This window comes from Marinobacter goseongensis (genome assembly GCF_023156235.1).
Taxonomy (GTDB): domain Bacteria; phylum Pseudomonadota; class Gammaproteobacteria; order Pseudomonadales; family Oleiphilaceae; genus Marinobacter; species Marinobacter goseongensis.
This window is the reverse complement of record NZ_JAKZAI010000003.1, coordinates 335508-357242: the sequence shown is the minus strand read 5'-3', so window position 1 is coordinate 357242 and position 21735 is coordinate 335508. Positions and strand designations below refer to the sequence as shown.

General features: G+C 61.6%; 19 protein-coding genes. 14 read left to right on the top strand and 5 right to left on the bottom strand.

The window, feature by feature from the left end; translation table 11 throughout:
• The first annotated feature begins 83 nt into the window (after window positions 1–83).
• From MLC70_RS03525 to MLC70_RS03490, 8 genes are all read left to right on the top strand, one after another.
• On the top strand, window positions 84–1769 hold the full coding sequence (locus MLC70_RS03525) for a diguanylate cyclase (RefSeq protein WP_248181677.1): 1686 nt from the start codon (window positions 84–86) through the stop codon (window positions 1767–1769).
• A complete protein-coding gene (locus tag MLC70_RS18630) occupies window positions 1766–2911 on the top strand; it encodes a response regulator (protein ID WP_248181676.1) in 1146 nt (381 codons plus the stop codon). Before MLC70_RS03525 ends, MLC70_RS18630 begins: the two co-directional genes overlap by 4 nt.
• A 24-nt stretch (window positions 2912–2935) precedes the next feature.
• On the top strand, window positions 2936–3331 hold the full coding sequence (locus tag MLC70_RS03515; RefSeq protein ID WP_248181675.1) for a response regulator: 396 nt from the start codon (window positions 2936–2938) through the stop codon (window positions 3329–3331).
• Window positions 3332–3430: 99 nt separating this feature from the next.
• Window positions 3431–3751: a DUF2288 domain-containing protein gene (locus tag MLC70_RS03510; RefSeq protein WP_248181674.1), complete on the top strand. Its 321-nt coding sequence runs from the start codon at window positions 3431–3433 to the stop codon at window positions 3749–3751.
• Window positions 3752–3769: 18 nt separating this feature from the next.
• Window positions 3770–4141, top strand: a complete 372-nt coding sequence (locus MLC70_RS03505; protein ID WP_248181673.1) for a PA4575 family protein — start codon at window positions 3770–3772, stop codon at window positions 4139–4141.
• A 33-nt stretch (window positions 4142–4174) separates the two neighbouring features.
• Window positions 4175–5083 (top strand): LysO family transporter, encoded by a 909-nt coding sequence (locus MLC70_RS03500; protein ID WP_248181672.1) that lies wholly within the window; start codon window positions 4175–4177, stop codon window positions 5081–5083.
• Window positions 5084–5187: 104 nt separating this feature from the next.
• On the top strand, window positions 5188–6147 hold the full coding sequence (locus tag MLC70_RS03495; RefSeq protein WP_248181671.1) for an ABC transporter substrate-binding protein: 960 nt from the start codon (window positions 5188–5190) through the stop codon (window positions 6145–6147).
• On the top strand, window positions 6144–8420 hold the full coding sequence (locus MLC70_RS03490; RefSeq protein WP_248181670.1) for a diguanylate cyclase domain-containing protein: 2277 nt from the start codon (window positions 6144–6146) through the stop codon (window positions 8418–8420). The genes MLC70_RS03495 and MLC70_RS03490 overlap by 4 nt, the downstream gene beginning before the upstream one ends.
• 19 nt (window positions 8421–8439) lie before the next feature.
• Here the strand turns inward: MLC70_RS03490 and MLC70_RS03485 are convergent, their stop codons facing one another.
• On the bottom strand, window positions 8440–9249 hold the full coding sequence (locus tag MLC70_RS03485) for a TatD family hydrolase (protein ID WP_248181669.1): 810 nt from the start codon (window positions 9247–9249) through the stop codon (window positions 8440–8442).
• A gap of 129 nt (window positions 9250–9378) precedes the next feature.
• On the opposite strand from MLC70_RS03485, the gene MLC70_RS03480 reads away from it, so the two are divergent.
• From MLC70_RS03480 to MLC70_RS03470, 3 genes are all read left to right on the top strand, one after another.
• The gene (locus MLC70_RS03480) at window positions 9379–10209 is read left to right on the top strand and encodes a polyphosphate kinase 2 family protein (RefSeq protein ID WP_248181668.1); all 831 of its coding nucleotides are present in this window, start codon (window positions 9379–9381) and stop codon (window positions 10207–10209) included.
• A 29-nt stretch (window positions 10210–10238) separates the two neighbouring features.
• Window positions 10239–11510, top strand: a complete 1272-nt coding sequence (locus MLC70_RS03475) for a D-amino acid dehydrogenase (protein ID WP_248181667.1) — start codon at window positions 10239–10241, stop codon at window positions 11508–11510.
• A gap of 182 nt (window positions 11511–11692) precedes the next feature.
• A complete protein-coding gene (locus MLC70_RS03470; RefSeq protein ID WP_248181666.1) occupies window positions 11693–12967 on the top strand; it encodes a methyltransferase in 1275 nt (424 codons plus the stop codon).
• Here the strand turns inward: MLC70_RS03470 and MLC70_RS03465 are convergent.
• From MLC70_RS03465 to MLC70_RS03450, 4 genes are all read right to left on the bottom strand, one after another.
• A complete protein-coding gene (locus tag MLC70_RS03465; RefSeq protein WP_248181665.1) occupies window positions 12924–13409 on the bottom strand; it encodes a DUF4124 domain-containing protein in 486 nt (161 codons plus the stop codon). The genes MLC70_RS03470 and MLC70_RS03465 overlap by 44 nt on opposite strands.
• A gap of 109 nt (window positions 13410–13518) precedes the next feature.
• Complete coding sequence (locus MLC70_RS03460) at window positions 13519–14712, bottom strand: OmpA family protein (RefSeq protein WP_248181664.1); 1194 nt, start codon at window positions 14710–14712, stop codon at window positions 13519–13521.
• A 178-nt stretch (window positions 14713–14890) separates the two neighbouring features.
• A complete protein-coding gene (locus MLC70_RS03455) occupies window positions 14891–17164 on the bottom strand; it encodes an ATP-dependent helicase (protein ID WP_248181663.1) in 2274 nt (757 codons plus the stop codon).
• Window positions 17165–17215: 51 nt separating this feature from the next.
• Window positions 17216–18346 (bottom strand): tRNA-queuosine alpha-mannosyltransferase domain-containing protein, encoded by a 1131-nt coding sequence (locus MLC70_RS03450; RefSeq protein ID WP_248181662.1) that lies wholly within the window; start codon window positions 18344–18346, stop codon window positions 17216–17218.
• A 79-nt stretch (window positions 18347–18425) separates the two neighbouring features.
• On the opposite strand from MLC70_RS03450, the gene MLC70_RS03445 reads away from it, so the two are divergent.
• The 3 genes from MLC70_RS03445 to MLC70_RS03435 all read left to right on the top strand — a co-directional run bounded on the left by MLC70_RS03445 (window position 18426) and on the right by MLC70_RS03435 (window position 21724).
• A complete protein-coding gene (locus MLC70_RS03445; RefSeq protein WP_248181661.1) occupies window positions 18426–18803 on the top strand; it encodes a DUF2237 family protein in 378 nt (125 codons plus the stop codon).
• Window positions 18803–20950, top strand: a complete 2148-nt coding sequence (locus MLC70_RS03440) for a tRNA(Met) cytidine acetyltransferase TmcA (RefSeq protein WP_248181660.1) — start codon at window positions 18803–18805, stop codon at window positions 20948–20950. The genes MLC70_RS03445 and MLC70_RS03440 overlap by 1 nt, the downstream gene beginning before the upstream one ends.
• A 69-nt stretch (window positions 20951–21019) precedes the next feature.
• Entirely contained in the window at window positions 21020–21724 is a 705-nt protein-coding gene (locus MLC70_RS03435; protein WP_248181659.1) for an ankyrin repeat domain-containing protein, read from the top strand.
• The last annotated feature ends 11 nt before the right edge of the window (window positions 21725–21735 follow it).

Genomic DNA, 21735 nt, shown 5'->3' with positions numbered 1-21735 from the left:
TTTATAAATATAAATGGCAGCTTTGGAACTGCCCGATGAGTATGGCATAAAAGATATTTCGAGCGGATCTGATTGAGTTGCATATGTCCGAAGCACACAGGGTCGACGTTAAAGAAAAGCTGGATCTTTTGAAGGCGCGCTTCGAGCAAAAAGCGCTCGCTGATCAGCAGGCTGTGTTTAACGCGTTGCGCCTTGCGGCGACTGGAGACGGCAATCCGGAAGCACTGCGGCTGGCCTATCAGTCACTCCACCGGCTGGCGGGTTCCGCGGGAACCTTTGGGTTTCGTGCTCTCGGTGATGAAGCGCGAGCGCTGGAACTGGAACTCAAACCGTATGCAGACGGCGACGGCACCGGGCCGGGTAACGAGCGGGTTACGATGGCCGAGCTTCTCGATGATCGGTTCATGGAGCGAGTCGGGAAGCTGTCAGATCTCCTGACTGTGGAAGAGGTCATCGCGGAGGCTCCTGAGCATTCAACGGAGAGGCATGTCGCGTCCTCGGAGCAGCTTGCAGTGCTGATTGTCGAGCCCGATAAAAAGTCCGGGGAGTCGCTTGCCGCCGCACTGAGCCCTCACGGGTTCATCGTGCAATGCGTTACCTCGTTCGCTCTCCCGTCTGACTCTGTGTCTCTCAACGCAGCCGTGGTGCTTGTACGTGACCGCGTGCTGATCCAGCAGAGTGTTTTGCCGGTGATTGGCGAAACGCGGGCTCCCATGATTTGTATCGGTTCGGAAGATACCTTTGAAAATCGCTATCGGCTCGCATCGCTTGGAGCCGATGGTTATGCAAGCGAGCCAATTGATGTGCCTGCACTGGTTGACTGCATGGAGCGGCTTATCAGTGAACGAACTGAATCCGACTCAGGCCGGGTAATGATCGTTGATGATGACCAGGAGTTGCTTGAGTACTACAGCGTGGTTTTGGAAAATGCCGGGTTCGACGTGCGCAAGGTGAGCTCACCGTCCAAGGTTCTGAGTGCCCTGTCGGAGTTCCGCCCTGACATCATACTCATGGACATGCAGATGGGGCCGTTCAGCGGGCCGGTTCTCGCGAGGATGCTCCGGTTTGAATCTGAGTGGGTGGGGTTACAGATCATTTTTTTGTCGTCTGAGGAGGACAGGGAGTTTCAGTTTAATGCCTTGTCGCAGGGAGGCGATGACTTTCTGGCCAAACCGGTTACCGATAGCATTCTGGTTCAAGCGGCCAAAGTTCGATGCTATCGCGCCAAACAACTGGATAAGCTTGCTTCCCGCGACAGCCTGACCGGCCTGCTGAAACACTCGTTGGCTAATTCTGAAGTTGCCAAGGAGCACGCGCGTTGTAAGAGGCTGGGGGAGCAGTCTGTTGTGGCGATGCTGGATCTTGATCATTTCAAACAGGTGAACGACCGGCATGGGCACAGGGTCGGTGATCTGGTGATCAAAGGTCTGGCAAACCTTCTTCGGCATCACTTCAGACAAACGGATGTTATTGGTCGCTATGGAGGTGAAGAGTTCATCGTGGTGTTGCCAAACTGCTCGATTGAGGACGCGAGACAATCGATGCAGGAGGTGTGTAATCAGCTGTCAACAATTACCTTCAAGGGAAGCGAGGCTCCATTTTCCGTAACGCTGAGCGTGGGTATCGCCTCACTTTGCGGCTTCGAGACAGCCGATGATGCCATTGAGGCGGCTGACAGAGCACTTTATGGTCGCAAATCCGGTGGCCGAAATGGCGTGACCGCAGTCGGGGATCTCGACAGTGTGGTGACGGGGGTTGAGCCAGAGTGAATGTGGTTGTTGTCGAGGATGACGAGCTGATGGCGGATCTTCTTGAGGCTGTGGTTGCTGGCCTGCATCCGGCTCTGCGGGTCTTCAAGGCTTTTTCGGTCCAGGAGGCTCTGAAGATCTGGCACACGAAAACCCCGGGGTTTTTCGTTGTCGACTGGACGCTGCCGGACGGATCGGGCCTCGGTCTGTTACGAGAGATTCGGGCGGCCGATAAGCAGGTGCCCGTTGTTATGGTCACCGGTCGCGCGGATCGTGACTCCATCCTGAACGCTGCGCATTACGGCATCAGCGGATATATTAGCAAGCCTTTCCGAGTGGACATGCTCCATAGTCGCCTTCATGACATGCTCAAGGCGGTTTTGCCGGAGCAACAGGAGGTCAGAACACTTGCTGAGATGCTGTCCGAGAATCTTGAGGCGGGTATGCAGATGCCGACTCGGATGGATGTTGCCAAGGTTCTGGATTTGATAGATCGCGTGGAAGACCTTTCTGTTGCCCAGCTTGCTGAGATATGGCAAACAGAGGCGTCGCTTTGTGCCAGGCTCCTTGAGGTGGCAAACCGGTCCTCGTTCCGCCGGATCGGCGAGCCGGTAGGAACGGTTCACGATGCGATTGCCGTGATTGGCGTGCCTATGGCCTTGAGCCAGGCGTTGGCATTGGCACTGGCGCTCGATACCGATACCGCTTCGAAGCCCCAGTCATTGGCCCGCAACGCTGGATATTATGGGGTTCAGGCAGAAACTGTCGGGTTGGAAGCCCAGAAGATTGCCTTAGCTCTTGGCAAAAAACCGCTGGAATTCCAGACCGCTGGGCTCTTGAGTCGTATGGGAGAGCTGGCTGTATTGCGGGTGATGGAAGAGTTTATCTATCAGGGCGGCGACTTGAGCGACTCGGAGATCGAGAGCGGGCTCAGGGATTGGGCGCACCGTTACGGTAATAAGCTGAAGGTACGGTGGCGCCTGCCCCTGGCAATCCGGCAAATGATTGGTGCAGTGCATTACCTTGCCCGTGAAGATGTCAGGCAAGACCTTCTGGTCATGCGCGCTGCGGGGCTCATCGCAGAGGGCCGGATGGAAACGCCCGAATGTCAGAGGCTCCTCAGCCGGCTCGGTCTCGAGAGCTGGCTCAATTCACTGAGATAAGCATCACAGACGAGGGATTTGTAGATGACTCGATCCGGCTCACAGCTACAGAGAATCATGCTGGTTGAAGATGAGGAGGATATCCGTGCCGTTGCTGAGCTTGCTCTTGAAGCCGTCGGAGGCTTCACCTTGCAGGCCTGTGGCTCCGGCGCCAGCGCGCTTGAGAACCTGGAGGCCTTTAACCCCCAGTTGATCCTGCTGGATGTCATGATGCCTCAGATGGACGGGCCGTCGACGCTGCGTGCCATTCGTGAACGACCGGAGTTCCGCAATACTCCCGCGATTTTCATGACCGCTAAGGTGCAGCCTGAGGAGGTCAGAGAGTATCTCGCACAGGGCGCTGTCGACGTCATTCCCAAGCCTTTCGATCCGATGACGTTGTCTGAAAAGATCCGCGATATCTGGAAAAAGCTGGACTGAAGACTGCTCGTTCTCGAGTGGTAACCATTCGGTTCTACTGGTTTAGAGGAGGTCGAACGGGTAATCTGTAACTGTAATTTCCTGGCTCCGAGGCACGTTATGTCGTCCAAATCGTCCCGCGACGAATTACTTACCAAACTGAACCTCGAAACCTCCCGAATCAGCTGGCACGACCTGCAGACCTACTACGCGCGCGGGCATGTTGTCCGGGTCGAGCCGGATCTGGACCTGCTGGATGTGGCCGCCGAACTGGCAGCGGACAACACCGCGCAGTTCCAGCAGTGGATGGCAGACAACCGCATCGGTGACGTTGCCCCGGAGCGTGCACAGGCCTGGTACGATGAAAAAACCGAGCTCTGGGCGGTGGTTGTCGCGCCCTGGGTACTGGTTCAGGACCGCAGCGACCATGTACTGCACTGACGGCGACGGAGCGCGACAGTGAAACTGCACTACTTCCATGGCCGCTCACCGCTCCGTGCGCTGGTTCTGGTGCGCGAAGAGCGCCGCGTTGAACTGTATGTAAAACAGGTGGGTGCCGATATCTGGGCATTGGTCGCCCTCAGCGGTACAGACGCCGGCCAGCCGGAAAAGCAGCGGTGCCAGGGCCCCTACCGCAGTGTCGGGCGTGCCGAAGCGGTACTGCGGGCCATTGCCGGAGCGCTGCTTGAGGATGACTACGACCCCAGACCCGCCGATCACGTGGTGTGGTCGGTGTCTGCCCAGCGTCTTGCCCGCAATCTCCGTACCGATACCGCAGCCATAGACAGCCGCTACCTGTTTGATCCCGATCAGTACGAGCCCATCGACTGATTTCAAGACCCCCACCCCCGTTTCGAGGACACCATGCTCACCGGCGCCTTGCTGATTCTTGCCCCTTTGTTTTTCGGTTTTGCCCTGCCGCTGCAGAATCAGCGGTTGATGACGGTGATCCATTACACCGTGGAGGCTCTGGTGTACTTCATTCTTGCCCTGTTGGGGCTGGGTCTTGGCCAGATGGAGGGGCTGACCCAGCAGCTCGGTGACATGGCCATTCAGGTGGCCGCACTGGTGGGGGTGTTGCTGGTGGCGAATCTTGCCGGTCTTTGGCTGTTCCACCGCTGGCAACCCATGAGTGTGGCGCAGGAGGAGAGTGCTCCGCGCCCCGGCTATCAGCGCCTGTTCCTGGCCGGCCTGAAACCGCTAGCGGCGGTGGCTTTCGGCGCGCTGGCCGGGTATTTTCTGTTGCCGGATCTGCCGCTGGCGGAGGATCTGGCGACCTGGTCGCTGATGCTGCTGCTGTTCCTGATTGGTTTGCAGCTGCGTAATGCCGGCTTGTCCCTGCGCAAACTGCTGATGAACCGTCAGGGGCTGGGTATCGCACTGGCGATGGCGGGCAGTTCGCTGCTAGCGGGGCTGGCGCTGATGCCGCTTCTGGCCTTACCGTGGCACGACGCGCTGGCGCTGGCCTCCGGCTTTGGCTGGTATTCGCTGTCGGGCATTGTAGTGGGTGACGCCCTCGGGCCGGCCTGGGGAGGGGTGGCCTTCCTCAACGACGTGATCCGCGAAATTATCGCACTGGCCATCATTCCGCTGTTGATTGCCCGCCGCCCCGCCATGGCCATCGGCTATGGCGGGGCCACCGCCATGGATTTCACACTCCCGGTGATCCGCAGCAGCGGCGGTCTGGCCTGCGTGCCGGTTGCCATTGCCTCGGGCTTTGTACTGTCGTTTCTGTCTCCGGTCCTGATGGGGGTTTTTCTGTCTTTTCACTAGATTTCACGCCGCGCGGAGCCCTATGAACGAAAGGCGGCCTTGTGCCGGTCTATTATGTGATACAACGTTAGTCATAATTCATGCAGTCGCCCGGAGTCTGGTTCATGCGCCGTCGCCAATTTATTGGATTGCTGGCTTCTGCTTCCCTGGCGGGTGCCGGCCTTCCGGGTTGCAGTCGGAAACCGCCACTGCAGGTTGGCGTTCACCCCTGGATCGGCTATGAGTCTCTGTATCTGGCCGAGGAATTTGGCTGGCTGAAAGACACCGTCGCCCTGGTCAAGGGCGGAACCGGGTCGGAGTCCGTCAGAGGTCTGCGTGAGGGGCGCCTTGATGCGGCCGCCGTGACACTGGATGAAGCCCTACGGGTAATGGCTCTGGGTGTGCCGCTGACGGTGATTGCCGTGATGGATGTGTCCGCAGGTGCGGATGTGATCATGGCCCGCGCGGGGATGCAGTCACTGGCCGATCTACGGGGAAAAAAAGTGGCGGTAGAGCTCGCTGGAGCGCCCGCCATCATGCTCCTCAGGGCACTGGAGCAGGCGGGCCTTGAGCCGTCAGACCTTGAGATTGTCGACCTTCCGGTTCATCAGCATTCCCGGGCCTGGCAGCGTGGTGAGATTGACGCATCCGTCAGTTATGAGCCTGTGGCGTCGGTGCTGGAAACCCGGGGGGCGGTCCGACTGTTTGACAGCCGTTCCCTGCCGGACACGATTTTCGATGTGCTCGTGGTGAATCGGGAACGGGCCGGCACACTGAAACCGGCGCTGAGGGATCTGCTGGCAGGCCATTTCAGGGGGCTGAGCCATCTGGTGAGAAGTTTTCATGATGCCGTCTACCGAATTGCCACCCGCCAACAGGTGACGCCCGAGGCTGTTCGCCGCGCCCTGGCGACCGTCATGCTGCCAGACCTCTCTGCCAACCAGCGGTATCTGGCGCCGAGCGGCCGTGTCGAACAGGTGGCTGCCAGTCTCAACCAACTGATGCTCAGGGAAGGGCTACTCAAAATGCCGGTTGATCTGAAAGGGTTGTGCGATGCGTCCTTCCTCCCACGGGGGCCGTTGTGAAGCGTCTGCAGCGACTGTCCTGGTTGTTTCTTCTGCTGGTTCTGAACGCGCCGATTGCCACCGCAAAGGAGGGAATCACCCTGGGAGTGTTCGCCTATCGTCCGGCGGATGTCATGTTGATGCAGTATCAGCCGCTGGCGGATTATCTGAGCGAGAAAACCGGGCTGGACGTGCGCCTTGAAGTACTGGCGCAGGACGACATGAACCGTGCCCTCGCCGCCAACCAGTTGGACCTGTTTCTGACCAACCCCAGCCATTTTCTGGTGATCCGCAGTGAGCGCAGTGTAACCGGAGTGCTCGCCACGGTGCTGAGCCAATCCGGTGCGACCAGCACAGCGAGCCTGGGGGGCGTGATCATAGCGCGCCGGCAGCGGGACGACATCAACCGTCTGGAGGACCTTGATGGCCGGATTATCGCCAGCCCGGGCGTGCATTTTCTCGGTGGCTACCAGAGCCAACTGCTTGAACTGATCGGGGTGGGCGTTGATCCTCGCCGCCGGGGCCGCATCAAGCTTCTGGGGAGCCACGATCGAGTGGTGCGCTCGGTGCTGGCCGGGGATGTAGACGCCGGCTTCATCCGGACCGGCATTCTGGAGCAGATGTCGGCGGACAACCCGCGCCTGCGTGATCAGCTCAAGGTATTGAATGCTCAGAATCTCTCCGGTTTTCCTTATGAGGTGTCGACCCGGCTGTACCCGGAATGGCCGCTGGTGGCGCTTCCCCACGTGGATCAGGCTCGGGTTCGTCGCATTGCCTCCGCTCTGTTTGCCCTGGGCGCCGAAGACCCTGCAGCCCGCGCCGCCGGTATCGCCGGTTTTGCACCTCCGGCAGACTATCAGTCCGTGGAATTGTTGGCCCGTGAGCTGCGGGTTGCGCCCTATGACCATGCCCCCCAACTGACGTGGCTGGATGCCTTTCATCAGTACCGGTTCTGGGTTGTTGCGGTGGGCCTGTTGCTGGCCCTTCTGTTGGCAAGTTCGGTTTGGCTGGGCCGCAAAAAGCGCCAGGTGGCGACGGAGCAGCGGCGTTTGCGCCGACTGATCCTGAGCTGGCCACAGCCCATGTTGATGATTCGCGATGGGCGTTTTTTTGATTTCAACCGTGCGGCGCTTGAGCTGCTTCGGTGTCCCTCCCATGAGTTCGTGATGGACAAGGCAGTCGCTTCCTTCATGCCGCTGTTGCAGCCGGGTGGCGAGAGCTCGGCGGCCAAGGTCGATGAGGTGATGGCGAGGGTCGGAGCGGGGTTGGTGGAAAGCGGAGAGTGGATATTCGAGCGCGCAGATGGCTCCCAACTGTGCGCGGACATGACGTTGGCACCTATCCATGAGGGCGGCGAACAGGACAACGTGATCCTCTGTGCGCTCTACGATGTGACCCGCCGAAAACAGGCGGAGCAGCGCCAGCGCCTGGCCGCCAGCGTGTTCGAGCATGCCAGGGAAGCCATTTTCATCACCGACGAGCACGGCATGGTGATTGACGTCAACGGCGCCTACTCGTCGATGATCGGGTACTCGCGGGCGCGGGCCACCGGCCGTTTACCGCCGCTGCCAATGGAGGAGGGGCCGGGCATTCTCCATACAGCCAGGGAGCGTGGGTTCTGGGCCGGCGAGTTCGTGTCGAAACGCGCCGACGGCAAGAATCTGACTCTTGCGCTGACGGTCAGCCGGGTGCTCGACGAGCGTGAAACGCTGACGCACTTTGTCGGCATTTTCAGCGACATCAGTCGTCTCAAGGAGCAGGAGAACAAACTCCGCACCATGGCCCACTACGATGCGCTGACCCAGCTGCCCAACCGCTCGTTGTTTGCTGACCGCCTCCAGCAGACCATGGCACAGGCCCGCAGGCAGGGCGATCATCTGGCCGTGGTCTACATCGACCTGGATCATTTCAAACCGGTGAACGATGCCTTCGGCCATGGCGCGGGCGACGAATTGCTGGTGGAAGTGGCCAGCCGCATGCGCGCGATGCTGCGGGAAGAGGACACGCTGGCCCGGTTGGGTGGCGATGAGTTCGCCGCCATCATTGTCAACGTTCAGGACCGTACCAGCCTGGAGAAGCTGCTAAAACGGCTGTTGCTGGAAATCGCCGAGCCGGTCTGGGTTGCGGACCATATGGTCGAAGTATCCGGTAGTGTCGGCGTCACGTTATACCCGCAAGCGGCCGAGCTGGATGGCGATCAGCTGCTGCGACAGGCGGACCAGGCCATGTACCGGGCCAAGCAGGCCGGCCGCAACGGCTACTGTCTGTTCGACGCCGGAGATACCGGGGCCTAGGGCAGCCCCGGTGGTGCGGTCAGGGTGTGTTGAAAAATGTGCGGATGCTGTTCTGATAGGTATGCGCCAGCACCTGATCCAGCGGCAGTTCCTTCACCTCGGCGATTTTCTCGGCCACAAACGGGATGTAGAACGGCGCATTTTCACGACCGCGATAGGGCACCGGTGTCAGGAACGGTGAGTCGGTCTCCAGCAGAATCTGTTCGATGGGCGCCATACGCACGATGTCCCGCACGTTTTCAGCCTTGTTGAACGTCGTAATGCCGTTGAAGCCGAGGTACCAGCCCTGATCCAGCGCGTATTTCGCCAGACCCGGGCCGGAGGTGAAACTGTGGATCACGCCCCGGCGCGTGAGCGTCGCCTCAAACTCGCTGAGGATGGCAATGGTGTCGTCGTCGGCATCGCGGCTGTGAATGACCACCGGCCGGTCGCTGTCACAGGCGATCTGCAGTTGGCGGCGGAACACCTGGCGTTGCACGTCCCGGTCGGCATTGTCATAGAAGTAGTCCAGCCCGATCTCGCCCACCGCCACGATCTTGTCGTCGCCGGCATGGGCGCGAATCTCCGCTTCCACCTCGTCTGAATAACTTTCCGCATCGTGGGGGTGGATGCCCTGGGTGCCATAGACCCAGGGCGCAATCTGGCTGAGTTCACGCACCCGCGCCAGGTTGTCCGGAGACACCGCGATGGTGATCACTTTCTCGATGTTGACCCGCTGTGCCTCCGCCAGTGTCTCCTCAAGGGGGCGATCTTTGAGGTAATCCAGATGGCAGTGGGTTTCGATGATGGGTTGATCGAATACGGGAATCTCGCGACGTTTTTTACTCATGGCCGGGTATTACACTCCAGGGCAGCCGGAACATTGACTGCTATGCTGAGAATTTGATGGCGTAAGTTTACCAGCTTGTCCGATTGTTGGCCTGTATCGGACTGATAGTCAGTAGCACGGAGCATTCTGATGACGTTACCGGCGTTCGCGCGCGCATTTCTGTTCGACCCGGAAACACCCCGTTTCCGGGACTACCCGACCCTGCTTGACGATGATCGCGCCGTGCCGGCGTTGGAAGCCAGTCTCGAGCAGATCGGCGAGTACCAGCGGCGGCTGTGGGCCAACCGGCAGCGCGCTCTGCTGTTGGTGGTGCACGGCCCGGACACCAGTGGTAAGGACAGCCTGATCCGCACCCTGGCGACCTTCGCCGACCCGGCCGGTTTCCACGCCTGGTCGTTCAGCCGCCCCCAGGGGGCCGAAACCCGGCACGATTTTCTCTGGCGAGTAACGCCCTATCTGCCCGGGTTTGGTGACATGGTGGCGTTCAATCGCAGCCACCACGAGGCAGTGATCGCCGAACGGGTATGGCCTGTTCACCCGCCTGAACGTTACCACTGGCAGAACCGGTACCGGTCGATCCGGAATTTCGAGAGTCACCTGGTGGAAGAGGGCACCACGGTGATCAAGGTCTGGCTGAACCTGTCGGAGGATGAGCATCGTCAGCGCCTGCTCAAGCGGCTCGACAAGCCTCGCAAGCGCTGGAAGTTTGACCAATCGGATATTGATGGCTGGGAAAAGCGACAGCAGTACGAAGCGTTCGCGGAGGAAGCCGTAGCCGCGACTCATATCGCGGCGGCACCCTGGTTTGTTGTGCCCGGCGACCGCAAGCCCCAGGCCCGGGCCATCGTGGCGGCGATGCTTGCAGAGCAATTACAGCGGCTGGCTCCGGAATATCCGCAGGAGAACGCAGAGGTGTTGGAACGGTATCGCCAGCTGTTGGCGAGAAGCGGCGTGGAGTAAATGGGTTGGCGGACACAGAGGAACAGCCAATGAATGTTGTTGTTGTCGGTGGCGGAGTGGTAGGCATGACCACCGCGTACGAACTGAACCGTCGTGGGCATCAGGTCACGGTGTTGGAACGCCATGGTATTGCCGGCAATGAGACCAGCAAGGGCAACGCGGCCCAGCGCTCCTACGCGGTAGTGTATCCGTGGGCGGACCCCGCGATGGTTTTTAAGGCGCTGCCCTGGATCTTCAAACAGGACGGCCCGCTCAAGCTGCGGATGCCGCCCTCCGTAGAAACCCTCAGGTTCCTGTTTGCCACTCTGCGCTATGCCTGGTCGCCCGGGTTGTTTGGTCTGAACCGGCGGGCCATGCTGCGTTTGGGCAGCCACAGCCGGGAACGGTTTCTGGCGTTGGAACAGGAGCTGAGCCTGGCCTTTGATGGTGACCATCATGGGCTGCTTCATCTGGCCAGCACGCCGGAGGCGATGGATCACTACCGGGAAACCCACGACCTGCTGACGGAGCTGGGTATTCCGTCCCGCCTGCTGACACCGTCACAGGTGCGGGAGGCGGAGCCCGGCATGGTGGGCGATGGGCCGCTTTTTGGAGCCCTGAGTTATGACACCGACGGCACCGGTGACTGCCACCTGTTCTCGCGGGAACTGGCAACCGCCTGTGAGAAAAAGGGCGTGAAGATCCGCTATCGCGTGGAGGCAGAGAGGTTGATCGCCGATGCCCGGAACGTCACGGCCATCGCCTTGCGAACCGATGACGGAACGCTGGAAACCCTCGACGTGGATGCGGTAGTGGTCAGTGCCGGGTGCTGGTCAAATCACCTGGTGGCGCCGCTGGGTCTGGAATTGCCGATCTATCCGGTGAAGGGGTATAGCCTGACGGTTGCCCTGAAAGACCCGGGCCGGGCGCCGACCTCCACCATCCACGACGACAACTTCAAGGTGGTGTCCACCCGCCTCGGTAACCGGCTGCGGGCCACCGGTTTTGTGGAGCTCAATGATTTCAATCGCGATATTCCCGGCGCCAGGCTGGCGACCATCCGCAAATCGGTGGAGTCGAGGTTTCCCGGCTGTGCCGACCTTCAGTCTGCCGAGGCCTGGACCGGCTTCCGCCCGATGACCCCCGATGGCCCCGCGATCATCGGCCGTGGCTCCCGAGACAATCTGTATCTCAACACTGGCCACGGTACCTTCGGCTGGACCCTGTCTGCCGGCAGTGCCGATGTGATTGCTCAGGTCATTGATGGCGAGGAGCCGGCGGTCTGCCTGGATGCTTTTCGCCCCGGGCGATTCCGGGAATAATCAGCGTTCGTGCCGCAGGGTCTCCAGCCGCTGGCGGAGGGCGCCGAACCGGCGCCTCGTTGCGCGCCGGTTCCCCATTGCACGGACCCCGGCTCGCGCGGCCTAACACCAGAGCGGCGGTGGCGACGGCCGCGCTGACATTTTCCGGAACCTTGGGTTCAGCAAGTACAAAGGCCAGTTGCATGACGTTACCTCCGGCGGCGAGTTTACACGACCCGGTAGAAAGTATTTACAGCCACTGGCAGCGACTCAACCGGTGGTTGCTGGCGCACCAGGACCTGTGGCGCCCGGCGCCCTTTATGGAGCCGCGGCCGGGCTGGATCGGGCACTACCCCGGGCTGGCCGCGGAGGTGGAGGGCCTCAGCGACGCGGACTGCGCCGGTTTTGACGACCACCCCGAGTGGTTGGCCCAGCGCCTGTGTCGCTTTGTGCCGGCGCTGACGGAACGACCCTCGCTGGTGACGTTGCCGCAGTTGGTGAGCCATCCGGATGCCGCCATCGCCTGTACCCTGCCGGAAATTCGTGCCACCGACATGCCGGGTCGCAAGCGTTTGCAGGCCGGTGCATTCACGGCGGCGATTGTGCCGCTTGCCCGGCCTCTGCTGGACTGGTGCTGTGGCAAAGGCCATCTGTCACGAACCCTGTCCGGGCACAGCACGGAGCCGGTCACCGGGCTGGAATGGGACGACGCGCTGGTGGCGGATGGCAACCGCTTGGCCGGTCGGTTCAATGACGGTGTTACGCTGCAGCGCCAGGATGTGATGGCCCCCGACCTCACCCTGCCGGCCGGCATTCACGGTGTGGCACTGCACGCCTGTGGTGATCTGCATCGCCGCCTGATTCGCCGGGCCTGCGAGGACGGCGCGGCGCGGGTCAGTTTTTCACCCTGCTGCTATCACCTCACGGCCACGGCGGATTACCAGCCGTTGTCTGAGCGGGCGACCGCCTGCCCCGATGCCCTCACACTCAAACGCACCGAGTTGCGGCTGGCGGTGCAGGAAACCGTCACCGCGCCGGCCCGGGTGCGGGCGGAAAGGGCACGGGTCAGTGGCTGGCGCCTGGGCTTTGATGCCTGGCAGCGTGAACGGCGTGGCGTTGATGACTATCTGCCAGTGCCGTCGCATCCGACCAGACTGACGGGTGCGGATTTCGAGGCGTTCTGCCGATGGGCAGCGGAAAAGAAGGGGCTGGCCCTGGCGGCCGATACGGACTTTGCCTATTGGCAGCGTATGGGGGAGCAACGCCTGGCCCAGGTTCGCCGCCATGAACTGGTGCAGCATTTGTTCCGGCGTCCACTGGAGCTGTGGCTGGTTTTGGACTACGGCCTGTTCCTGGAAGAGCAGGGTTACGACGTCACCCTCGGCACGTTTTGCGACCGCGCGCTGACACCCCGCAACCTGCTGGTGGATGCGGTCAGGGTTGGCGGTAAACCACCTGCTCCACGCAGCCGTCCTTGAAATAGACGTAGGTCAGCTCGTAGAGTGCGCCGAAGTATTTGGTCTGGTATACCCAGGTTTCCTGGGGTGTGGGGTAGGTCTCCGGTGGGCGACCAAACGCCCTGAGAACATGATCTTTGGTCATGCCTTTGACTACTTGATTGCGGGTCAGGTAGGTGCGCAACTGGGTTGAGTTGATAAAGCGGCAGGTGTCCGGGCTTTCTTCGCGGGCAGTTTGCCGGTCGGTGGTATCGTCTGGATCTGCAGTCTCGGTCTCGGGTGGCAGGTTATCGCCGAAATTACCCCCTATGCGGTTGTCCCGAATGGTAACCACTTCCGCATTCTCACCGCAGGGTTGATCGGCAAAGCTGGTGCCGGTGTCGGTTGTGCATCGGAACACCTCGGCGTCGGCCGCGAGGGGCAGAGCCATCAACACCCACAGCAGTGTCATCAGACGGACCAAAACGCTCTCCTTATTCACTCACCTCAGATTCCGGCGTTATCGATGTTTCAGGCGCCGATAAAAAAGGCGCCCGGAGGCGCCTTTTCAATCAGGATGACCGGCTGATTTCTCAGCGGCGAACCTGAATGCGGGCTTCAACCCGACGGTTTTGCGCACGACCTGCCTGCGTATCATTGCTGGCAATCGGCTCAGCTTCACCGTAACCGGTAGCGCTGACGCGGTCTGCGTCGACACCCAGTGACTGGGTCAGTCGATCGGCAACGGCTTCGGCACGACGCTGAGACAGGAAGCGGTTGTATTCGGCCGCGCCTGTGCTGTCAGAGTGACCGGCGATTTCCACGGAAGTTTCCGGGTATTCCGCCATGAAGTCGGCGACCTTGCGGATTTCTGCGTCGTAGGTGCCGTCAATGACCGAGCTGTTGTTCGGGAACTGAACGCGCAACTCGATGGTTTCTACCGTTTCAGTGACACCTTCACAACCGGTGGCGTCAACCTCGGCACCGGCAGCGGTGTCCGGGCACTGGTCTTTGCTGTTGACCACGCCGTCGTTGTCGCTGTCCAGCTCACAGCCTTTGCTGTTGACGCTGGCACCCGCCGGGGTGTTCGGGCATTCGTCACGGCTATCGACGACGCCGTCGTTGTCGCCGTCACGCTCACACCCTGTGCTGTCGACGCTGGCGCCGGCCGGCGTGCCGGGGCACTGGTCGCGGCTGTCCGGTACACCGTCGTTATCGGCGTCGCTGGGAGCCGGGGCAGCGGTGGTGCGGTTGAAGGCGTAGCTCAGGCCCAGAGAAGCCATGGTGTCGAAGGTGCTTTCATCGATACCGTGAAACTCGCGCAGATCACCGCGAAGGGAGATGTTGTCAGTGACGTTATAACGAACACCAACACCCACATTGACGCGGGTTTCATCGTGATCGGAGCCGGCGGTCTGCTGCGCGAGCACGTCATCACCGAAATCTGCATGGCCGGCACCCAGAGACACGTACGGGTTCCAGGCTTCTTCCTGACCGGCGAAGTAGTAGGTGCCGTCGAGGCGGAATTCCTCAAAGTCGGACGAACCTGAGACGTATTTACGGTCGGCATCCGCGCGGGAGAACACCACTTCCACGGCCCAGTTGGGCAGGAAACGGTACTCGGCGCCGACGCCGAAGGTACCGGTCTCGCTCAGATCGCGTTTGTCGTCAAACAGCTGATAGCCGACAAAAGGATTAACGTAAATGGTTTGTGTGTTGTCGGCCAGGGCCGGAGTGGCAAGGGATGCAGCCAGAGCGGCTGCTGTCAGTGGACGCATGATGCTCATGCAGAACCTCCTGTTCGGTTGTAGTTATAGGCAACTTTCAATCGTGCTTCTATCTTCTGGTGTTTCACTCACCTAGGTACGAGAAACCTACGTGAGAGGATTCAAAAACACAAAGAAAATCCGGGAAATACCGGATAAGGGATTGTACGCCCAATGTCTCGCGACATGTGCCGGCCGATCAGGCCAGCACAGTGAAATACAGGTGCGCGCTTTTCTTGCTGAAGTTCAGGGTTTCACCGGAATCGAAACGGACTTCAAACGCGTTCTCTTCCTCGCCGGTTACCGAACCGGCCCCGAATATGGCGTGGCTGAGTCGTTTGCTTGCCCACACCGGCCCATGGCCGGCACTGCTCTCTGCCGCTCTGCCTTCCAGGGTCACGGCTTCGCGCTCGGCGTAGCGAAGGCTGATCGGCGTTAGCGGATGAGTCGCCCGGAAAACCGGAGCCTCTGATTCCGCGCGCCCGTGCAGCCATGTTCCCAGTTCGTGGCAAAGGCCGAAACACAGCTCATCGACAAACCGGCTGGGCCCCTGATCGCCTTCCAGGTGACGGGTGGTCGTCATGGGTCGGGTAATCAGATGCAGTTGCTGACGGGTGCGGGTCATGGCCACGTACAGCAGCCGTCGCTCACTTTCCAGGAAGCTTTGTGGGTTGTCCTGGGGCCGCGGGGTGTAGGGCAGGTATTTCTCCTGCAGCCCGGGCAGGATCACCACCGGCCATTCCAGGCCTTTGGTGCGGTGGATAGTGGACAACAATACACCGTGGCTGACGTGCTCACCGGCCTGTTTCTTGAGGGTGTTGAGGTGTTCCAGCGCACCCGCGGCGTCCAGCTTCAGGCCGCTGAGGTAAGCGCGGAAGCCCTCCACGGTATCAATGCGCTCATCGGCGGCCTCGTGCGTCAGCGCCAGGCTGCGTATGCCCTCATACAATTCGGTATGGTCGGCGTACACGGCAATGGCGTTGCTGACCGGCCCGCTGTAGCCCTGCAGGCGGGCCAGCACCTCGCCCAGTTTGCGCAGCTTGCGCGCGGCCATCGGCGCCAGGGCATCGAAATCCATCGCCAGCAGGCGCTGGTGCCAGTCGTGCTCAAAGCCGGCGAGGAAGCCGGCCAGTTGCTCCAGTTCCGGCTCTTTCAATCCGACATGGGGAAAGCGAAGCAGCTGGCGGGCCGTGTTCAGGCGATCGTCCGGCGGCAGCTTAGCCAGCCTGCCGGCAATCACGGTCAGCAGGGCACTCACCGCTTGCACCTCGCGGCTGAACAGGGCGCCCTTGCCCGCGTCGATGCGGTAGGGAATCTGTTGCGCCAACAACTTCAATTCAATCGGCACGCTCTGGCTCCACACCCGAAACAGGATCGCGGTGCCGGCCAGTGCCTCCACGGGCTGCTGGCGCAACAATTCGACCACTGTGTCGCCGTCATTCTCTGCTTCATGCAGACGGATGCCGGTGTCCGGTGTCGAAGGATGGGCGTGGCAGAGCACATCCTTGCGGCCGGTGTTGTTGCAGATCAGATGGTTCGCCAGCAGCGCCACCCGGTGGCCATAACGGAAACTGTAGCTCAGGGTCTGTTCCAGCGGGCTCTCGAACTCATCACTGAAGCGTTTGAGGATGAATTCCGGTTTGGCGCCGCGGAACTCGTAAATGGTCTGGTCCGGGTCACCCACCACGGTGACCCGTGCCCGGTCGCCAGCAACATAACGCAGCAGCAGATGCTGAATCTCGTTCGTGTCCTGGTACTCGTCCACCAGAATCAGGTCCATTTTGTTGCTCACCAGTCGCTGCAACGGCGGGTTCTGGTGAATCGCCATGACCGGCTCGTACAGCATGTCGGCGTAGCTGATCCGCCCCTGGCCCTTGCGCCACTGCTCGAAGCTGTGGAACAGGTCGATCAGGTAACGGTGTTTGTCGGCGTAACCCAGCTCCTCGAACACCACCTCGGCGGGCGACAGTGTGGTCTTGACCCGATCGATGAAGCCGGTCGCCGTTTCCACGAAATCCTTCTTGTTGCGGCGGATCTCGTCGGCCAGATCGTCCGGCGCCAGCCGCCGGGTCAGCAACCACGACTGATAGCTGATTTCCTGCTCGGTGAGAATCTTGTCGGAGAACCCCGGCAGGTAACCCTCCCGCACGAACCGCTTATACAGCCGCAATCCCATGGCGTGATAGGTGCGGATCTCCGGCGTTGCCAGCCCGAGGTTGCGGGTAACGTCCCGCAGCTTGCGCTCGAAATCGACCCGCGCACTGCGGTTGAACATCAGTACCAGCATGCGGTCAGGATCATGACCCTGCTGCAGCAAATAACGGATGCGCCAGGCCAGGGTGGAGGTTTTGCCGCTGCCTGCCACAGCAGTGATTACCGAATGCTCGTAGCCGGCGGTGACGATGGCCTGCTGCTCGTCGGTGAGGTAATCCGGAAGGTTATCGGGTTCGGGCATGTCGGATCGGTTTGGCATGGGGCGCATTGTACCGGCCTTTTTGTCCGGATTTGGGATAAATTGGGGTGATCAATCGGTCCGGGCCGGGTACAGCATCCGGTCAAACACGGCCTGGTAGGCGTCGGTCAGTACCGACGCTCGCCAGGCGTTTGGTGGGCACCCGGCAGCCCGGTGCAGGCGGAGGTGTTCCAGACAATCCGCCGCGGCGCCGGCCTCAGCGTCTGCATCCTGTTCATGGCTGGCGTAGCGATGGCGCGCAGGAACATACTCCCGATACGCCAACCGGTCCGGTGCCAGCGGCACGCACCCGGCGGCCATGGCTTCCAGCATCGACAGCCCTTGGAAATCGTGAAGAGCAGTGGAGATCACAACGTCTGCCTGGCGCAACAGCTGATCATACTCGCCGCGGCTGCCGAGAAAGCCCCAGTGCGTGATCCGCTCCCCGAACTGATCCCGGATCTGGTCAAACGCGCGGGGATGGTTGCGGAACTGTTCACCCACCACGCTGAGCCGGAATGGCAGGTCACGTTGCTTCAGCGCCTGCAGGAGCTTCAGCAAACGCTCGGGTCCCTTGTCGTATTCCCAGCGGTGATTCCACAGCAGGTGGGGGCAGACCCAGTTCACCTCACTTGGTTGCTCGGCGAACAGACGGTCCTCGATCGGCACCGGAATCACCCGGGATTTCGCCCGCAGGCAGGCGCTCAGCCCCTCGGGTACCTCGTCGGGCATTTTATCGAGCAAGGCTCGCACACCGTCGAGAAAACTGTCCCGGTTCCAGTCGCTGTTAAATACCACAAGATCGGCAGAGATGGCGCTGTAAAGATTGACCATCTGGGGGTCGACGCTGGATGCCTGGGTTCCGGACACTGGAAAAGCAAACTGGTTTTCATGCATGTAGAGCAGGCAGGGCGTTCGGGTCAACTGGGGGTGAATGCTGCGTAATGTGGCCAGATCGACCATGGAGGTGGCGATGACCAGATCCCAGGGCTCACTCAGTGCCGGTTCGTTCAGCCAGCTCAGCGGATTGCCGCGAATGCGCCAGCGGAAAAAACGCGGGGGCAACGCCAGCGTCTGCCAGTGAAAACCCGGGAACAACGCCGTCAGTTGCTCGCGCCAGCGTTGGTGGCTGGTGGCGTCATAGCTGGACAGGAGCAGGATTCGGGGAGTGTCTCCCGAACCAGGGATGCGGGAATCTGCCATAGGAGAGATGCGGGTCAAGCGTTCAATTCGTTATAGTAATGAGTCGATATCGATTTAACCAGCAGAAAGGGACACACCCATGCAGTCTGAGGAATCCGTTAACGTACTCGGTGAAACACTGGAAACCTGTGGCAACGATCCGGTCACCGGTTTTTACCGGGATGGCTGTTGCAACACCGGTCCCGACGACTTTGGCGCCCACACCGTATGTGCCGTGGTCACCGATGAGTTCCTCGCGTTCTCCAAGGCCCGTGGCAACGATCTCAGCACCCCCAGACCGGAATTTGGCTTCCCCGGCCTCAGAGCCGGGGACAGTTGGTGCCTGTGCGCTGCCCGCTGGCAGGAGGCATTCGATGCCGGCTGCGCGCCCCGGGTGCGGTTGCGGGCCACCCATCGGGCGGCACTGGAACATTGTGCCCTGGATAGCCTGAAAGTTCATGGAACCGATCTCAGCTGATGACGCCCAGCGCCCCACAAGAAACCGACGTAGCTCCCTGGCGTCGGCTGCAGCAACAACTGGCAGCGCTGGGTGAGCGCCGCCTCGTGTTGGTGGAAGGTGAGCCGGCCAGTGCCCTTGACTGGCTGCGGCAACAGGTGCCGACCCTGGCCATGGAACGCGGTGTCTGGACTGGCGCGGCGGACGACTCGCCTGATTCGCGGCTGACGGGTTTGCCGCCCGGACAAGCCCGCCAATGGTTGGGGCGCGAGCTGGACGTGGTGGTCTGGGACGGCTGGCACGGCAATCCTCCCGACGGTCTGGCGGCACTGGCCGGCACCCTCAAGGCCGGGGGGCTGCTGTTCTGGCTGATGCCTCCGCTGACCCAGTGGGCCACCTTTGAGGATCCCGATTACGCCAGAACCGGCCTTGACGGCCTCGATCATCATCCGTTTGCCGCGAGGCTGTCGGCTGTTCTGGCCGCGTCCCCGTCGGTGATCCGGGTCAATCCGGCACAGGGAGAGCGCGCGGTGCTGCCGCGGCTGGCGCGTCCGTCGCAGCCATTCGCCATCGCCGAAACGGCCGACCAGCACCGGGTTGTCGAGGCCATCGTCCGCACCGGGCAGGGGCGTCGCCGACGCCCGCTGGTGATCACCGCGGACCGGGGCCGGGGTAAGTCGGCGGCGCTCGGGATCGCGGCGGTCCGGTTGCTTCAGCAGGGGCGCCGGCATGTGGTGGTGACCGCGCCATCCGCCGAGGCTGCGGATACGGTGTTTCGGCATGCTCGCCTGGCGGCGGGCGAGCATGTCGCTGAACTGCGATCGACGGGCGAGCTGCGATTGGCGGATGGTGGCTGCCTGACTTACCTGCCGCCTGACCAGTTACTGGCCCGGGCGCCGATGGCGGAGCTGGTGCTGGTGGACGAGGCGGCAGCGCTGCCGACCGAACGGCTGACACAGATTCTGGGCGGCTGGCCGCGGGTGGTGTTTGCATCCACTGTGCACGGTTACGAGGGCTCGGGCCGCGGCTTCGCGATCCGTTTTCGCCAGGTGCTGGATGCCCGCACGCCGCAGTGGCGCCAGGTCACCCTGCAAACACCCATCCGCTGGTCCGACACCGATCCTCTGGAGCCGCTGATTTCCGAGCTGTTTCTGCTGCACGCCGATGCGCCGGCCACGGTGCCCACCGATGGTGAGGTGACGATTGCACCCTGGGCACCGGCGCGGGCCAGCGAACAGGAGCGGGCAGAGGCGTTTGGCCTGTTGGTCAACGCCCATTACCGCACAACCCCGGCCGACCTGCGCCAGTGGCTCGATGATCCCGATGCGGTCAGCTGGCGGCTCACAGTGGGCGGTCAGCTTGCCGGTGTGCTCTGGGCATCGAAAGAAGGCGGGTTGGAACCCACGCTGGCGGAACAGGTCATGCGGGGTGAGCGGCGCGTGCGCGGGCACCTTCTGGCTCAGTCGCTGGCCAATCACAGCGGCTTTCCCGAGGCGGCCTGTTGCACCTGGTTGCGGGTGGTGCGGGTGGCCGTCAGCGAGCATTGCCGCTCTCGCGGATACGGTCAGCAGCTGGTAGACACCGCGTGCGCATACGCCGCCAGCAAGCAATATGACGGCCTGGGCACCAGTTTTGGCGGTAATGAACCGTTGATCCGTTTCTGGCAGCGGTCGGGCCTGGCGCTGGCGCGCCCGGGCATGACCCGGGAAACCAGCACCGGTGAATACCCGATTCAGATGCTGCGCGGTGTGTCGGCTCGCGGCGAGAACCTGTTACACCGCATTCGTCAGCGGCTGGCGGAACACTGGCTGGCACTGGTTCCCCTGTACTGGCGGGATACGGAACCGGCCCTGATTGGTCTGTTGACCGCGGAGCTGGCGGCGAAGCAGCACCTGAGCGCCGAGGATTGTCGAGACCTGGACAGCTTTGCCAGTGGCCACCGTGGTTTCGAGCTGATGGTGCCGGTGCTGCGTAAGGTCAGTCTGGGTCAGGCGACATCGGAGGTCCTCGGGGGGCATGAGGATGCTCAGCTGTGGATTCGCCGTGTGGTTCAGGGCTGGTCGTGGCCGGAGCTGCAAAGTGCCGGGGTGTGCCTTGGCGCCCGGGACGGAGAACAGCGACTGCGTCGCATGGCGGGCACTGTGCTGGCCCATGCCCGCAACTTGTGACCCGCTCGATTTAATTCCCGCCCGGACCTGCGCAGAATACGGTCAAAAAACACCAACAGAGACCTCATCATGGCCAAGGGAACCGGCACCATCCGTGCTCATCCGTTCATTCTGCTTCTGCTTCTGCTCAGCCTGCTTGTCAGTGGTTGTGCCTCCCCTGCTGATCAGCCTGCCAATCTGGCGTCCCGCGAGGCATCTGCTGCAAACACCCCGATGGTGGCCGCCATTCGTGCCGGTGAGCTGGATCGGGTCAAGTCCCTGGCCGCTGACGGCGCCTCCCTGAACACGGTCACAGAAGCCGGCACGCCGTTGATGGTGGCGGTGAGGCGACAGCAGGATCGCATTGCCTGGTACCTGTTGTCGGAGGGGGCGAATCCGGACCTGAGCACGGGTGATGGCGAAACCGCGCTGATGGTGGCGGCCGGGCAGGGCAGCCGTCGGCTGGTGCAGTTGCTGCTGTCGGCGGGTGCACAAGTGAACGCAGCGGATGCAGCCGGTTCAACACCGGTGATTCGCGCCGCTCAGAACGGCCACCTGTCCGTTGTGAAAGTGCTGCTGGCGGCCGGCGCCAATGTGAATGTCAGCCAGAATGGCCGTTCGCTGTTGATGCACATCGTCGACAGCGGCGACATGCTGACCGCGGAAATGCTCTTGGCGGCGGGGGCTGACGTGAATTTTCGTTCCGAGCAAGGCGTGACCGCGCTGGAGGTGGCCAGAGGCAATGGCAATCGGGACCTGGAAATGTTGTTGATTCAGGCGGGCGCCGAGCTCTAGATTGCCGCGGC

Coding starts and splice junctions, on each gene's coding strand:
- MLC70_RS03525 (WP_248181677.1), top strand. CDS start 84: ATGTCCGAAGCACACAGGGTCGACGTTAAAGAAAAGCTGGATCTTTTG.
- MLC70_RS03515 (WP_248181675.1), top strand. CDS start 2,936: ATGACTCGATCCGGCTCACAGCTACAGAGAATCATGCTGGTTGAAGAT.
- MLC70_RS03510 (WP_248181674.1), top strand. CDS start 3,431: ATGTCGTCCAAATCGTCCCGCGACGAATTACTTACCAAACTGAACCTC.
- MLC70_RS03500 (WP_248181672.1), top strand. CDS start 4,175: ATGCTCACCGGCGCCTTGCTGATTCTTGCCCCTTTGTTTTTCGGTTTT.
- MLC70_RS03495 (WP_248181671.1), top strand. CDS start 5,188: ATGCGCCGTCGCCAATTTATTGGATTGCTGGCTTCTGCTTCCCTGGCG.
- MLC70_RS03485 (WP_248181669.1), bottom strand. CDS start 9,249: ATGAGTAAAAAACGTCGCGAGATTCCCGTATTCGATCAACCCATCATC.
- MLC70_RS03480 (WP_248181668.1), top strand. CDS start 9,379: ATGACGTTACCGGCGTTCGCGCGCGCATTTCTGTTCGACCCGGAAACA.
- MLC70_RS03475 (WP_248181667.1), top strand. CDS start 10,239: ATGAATGTTGTTGTTGTCGGTGGCGGAGTGGTAGGCATGACCACCGCG.
- MLC70_RS03470 (WP_248181666.1), top strand. CDS start 11,693: ATGACGTTACCTCCGGCGGCGAGTTTACACGACCCGGTAGAAAGTATT.
- MLC70_RS03460 (WP_248181664.1), bottom strand. CDS start 14,712: ATGAGCATCATGCGTCCACTGACAGCAGCCGCTCTGGCTGCATCCCTT.
- MLC70_RS03455 (WP_248181663.1), bottom strand. CDS start 17,164: ATGCCAAACCGATCCGACATGCCCGAACCCGATAACCTTCCGGATTAC.
- MLC70_RS03450 (WP_248181662.1), bottom strand. CDS start 18,346: ATGGCAGATTCCCGCATCCCTGGTTCGGGAGACACTCCCCGAATCCTG.
- MLC70_RS03445 (WP_248181661.1), top strand. CDS start 18,426: ATGCAGTCTGAGGAATCCGTTAACGTACTCGGTGAAACACTGGAAACC.
- MLC70_RS03440 (WP_248181660.1), top strand. CDS start 18,803: ATGACGCCCAGCGCCCCACAAGAAACCGACGTAGCTCCCTGGCGTCGG.
- MLC70_RS03435 (WP_248181659.1), top strand. CDS start 21,020: ATGGCCAAGGGAACCGGCACCATCCGTGCTCATCCGTTCATTCTGCTT.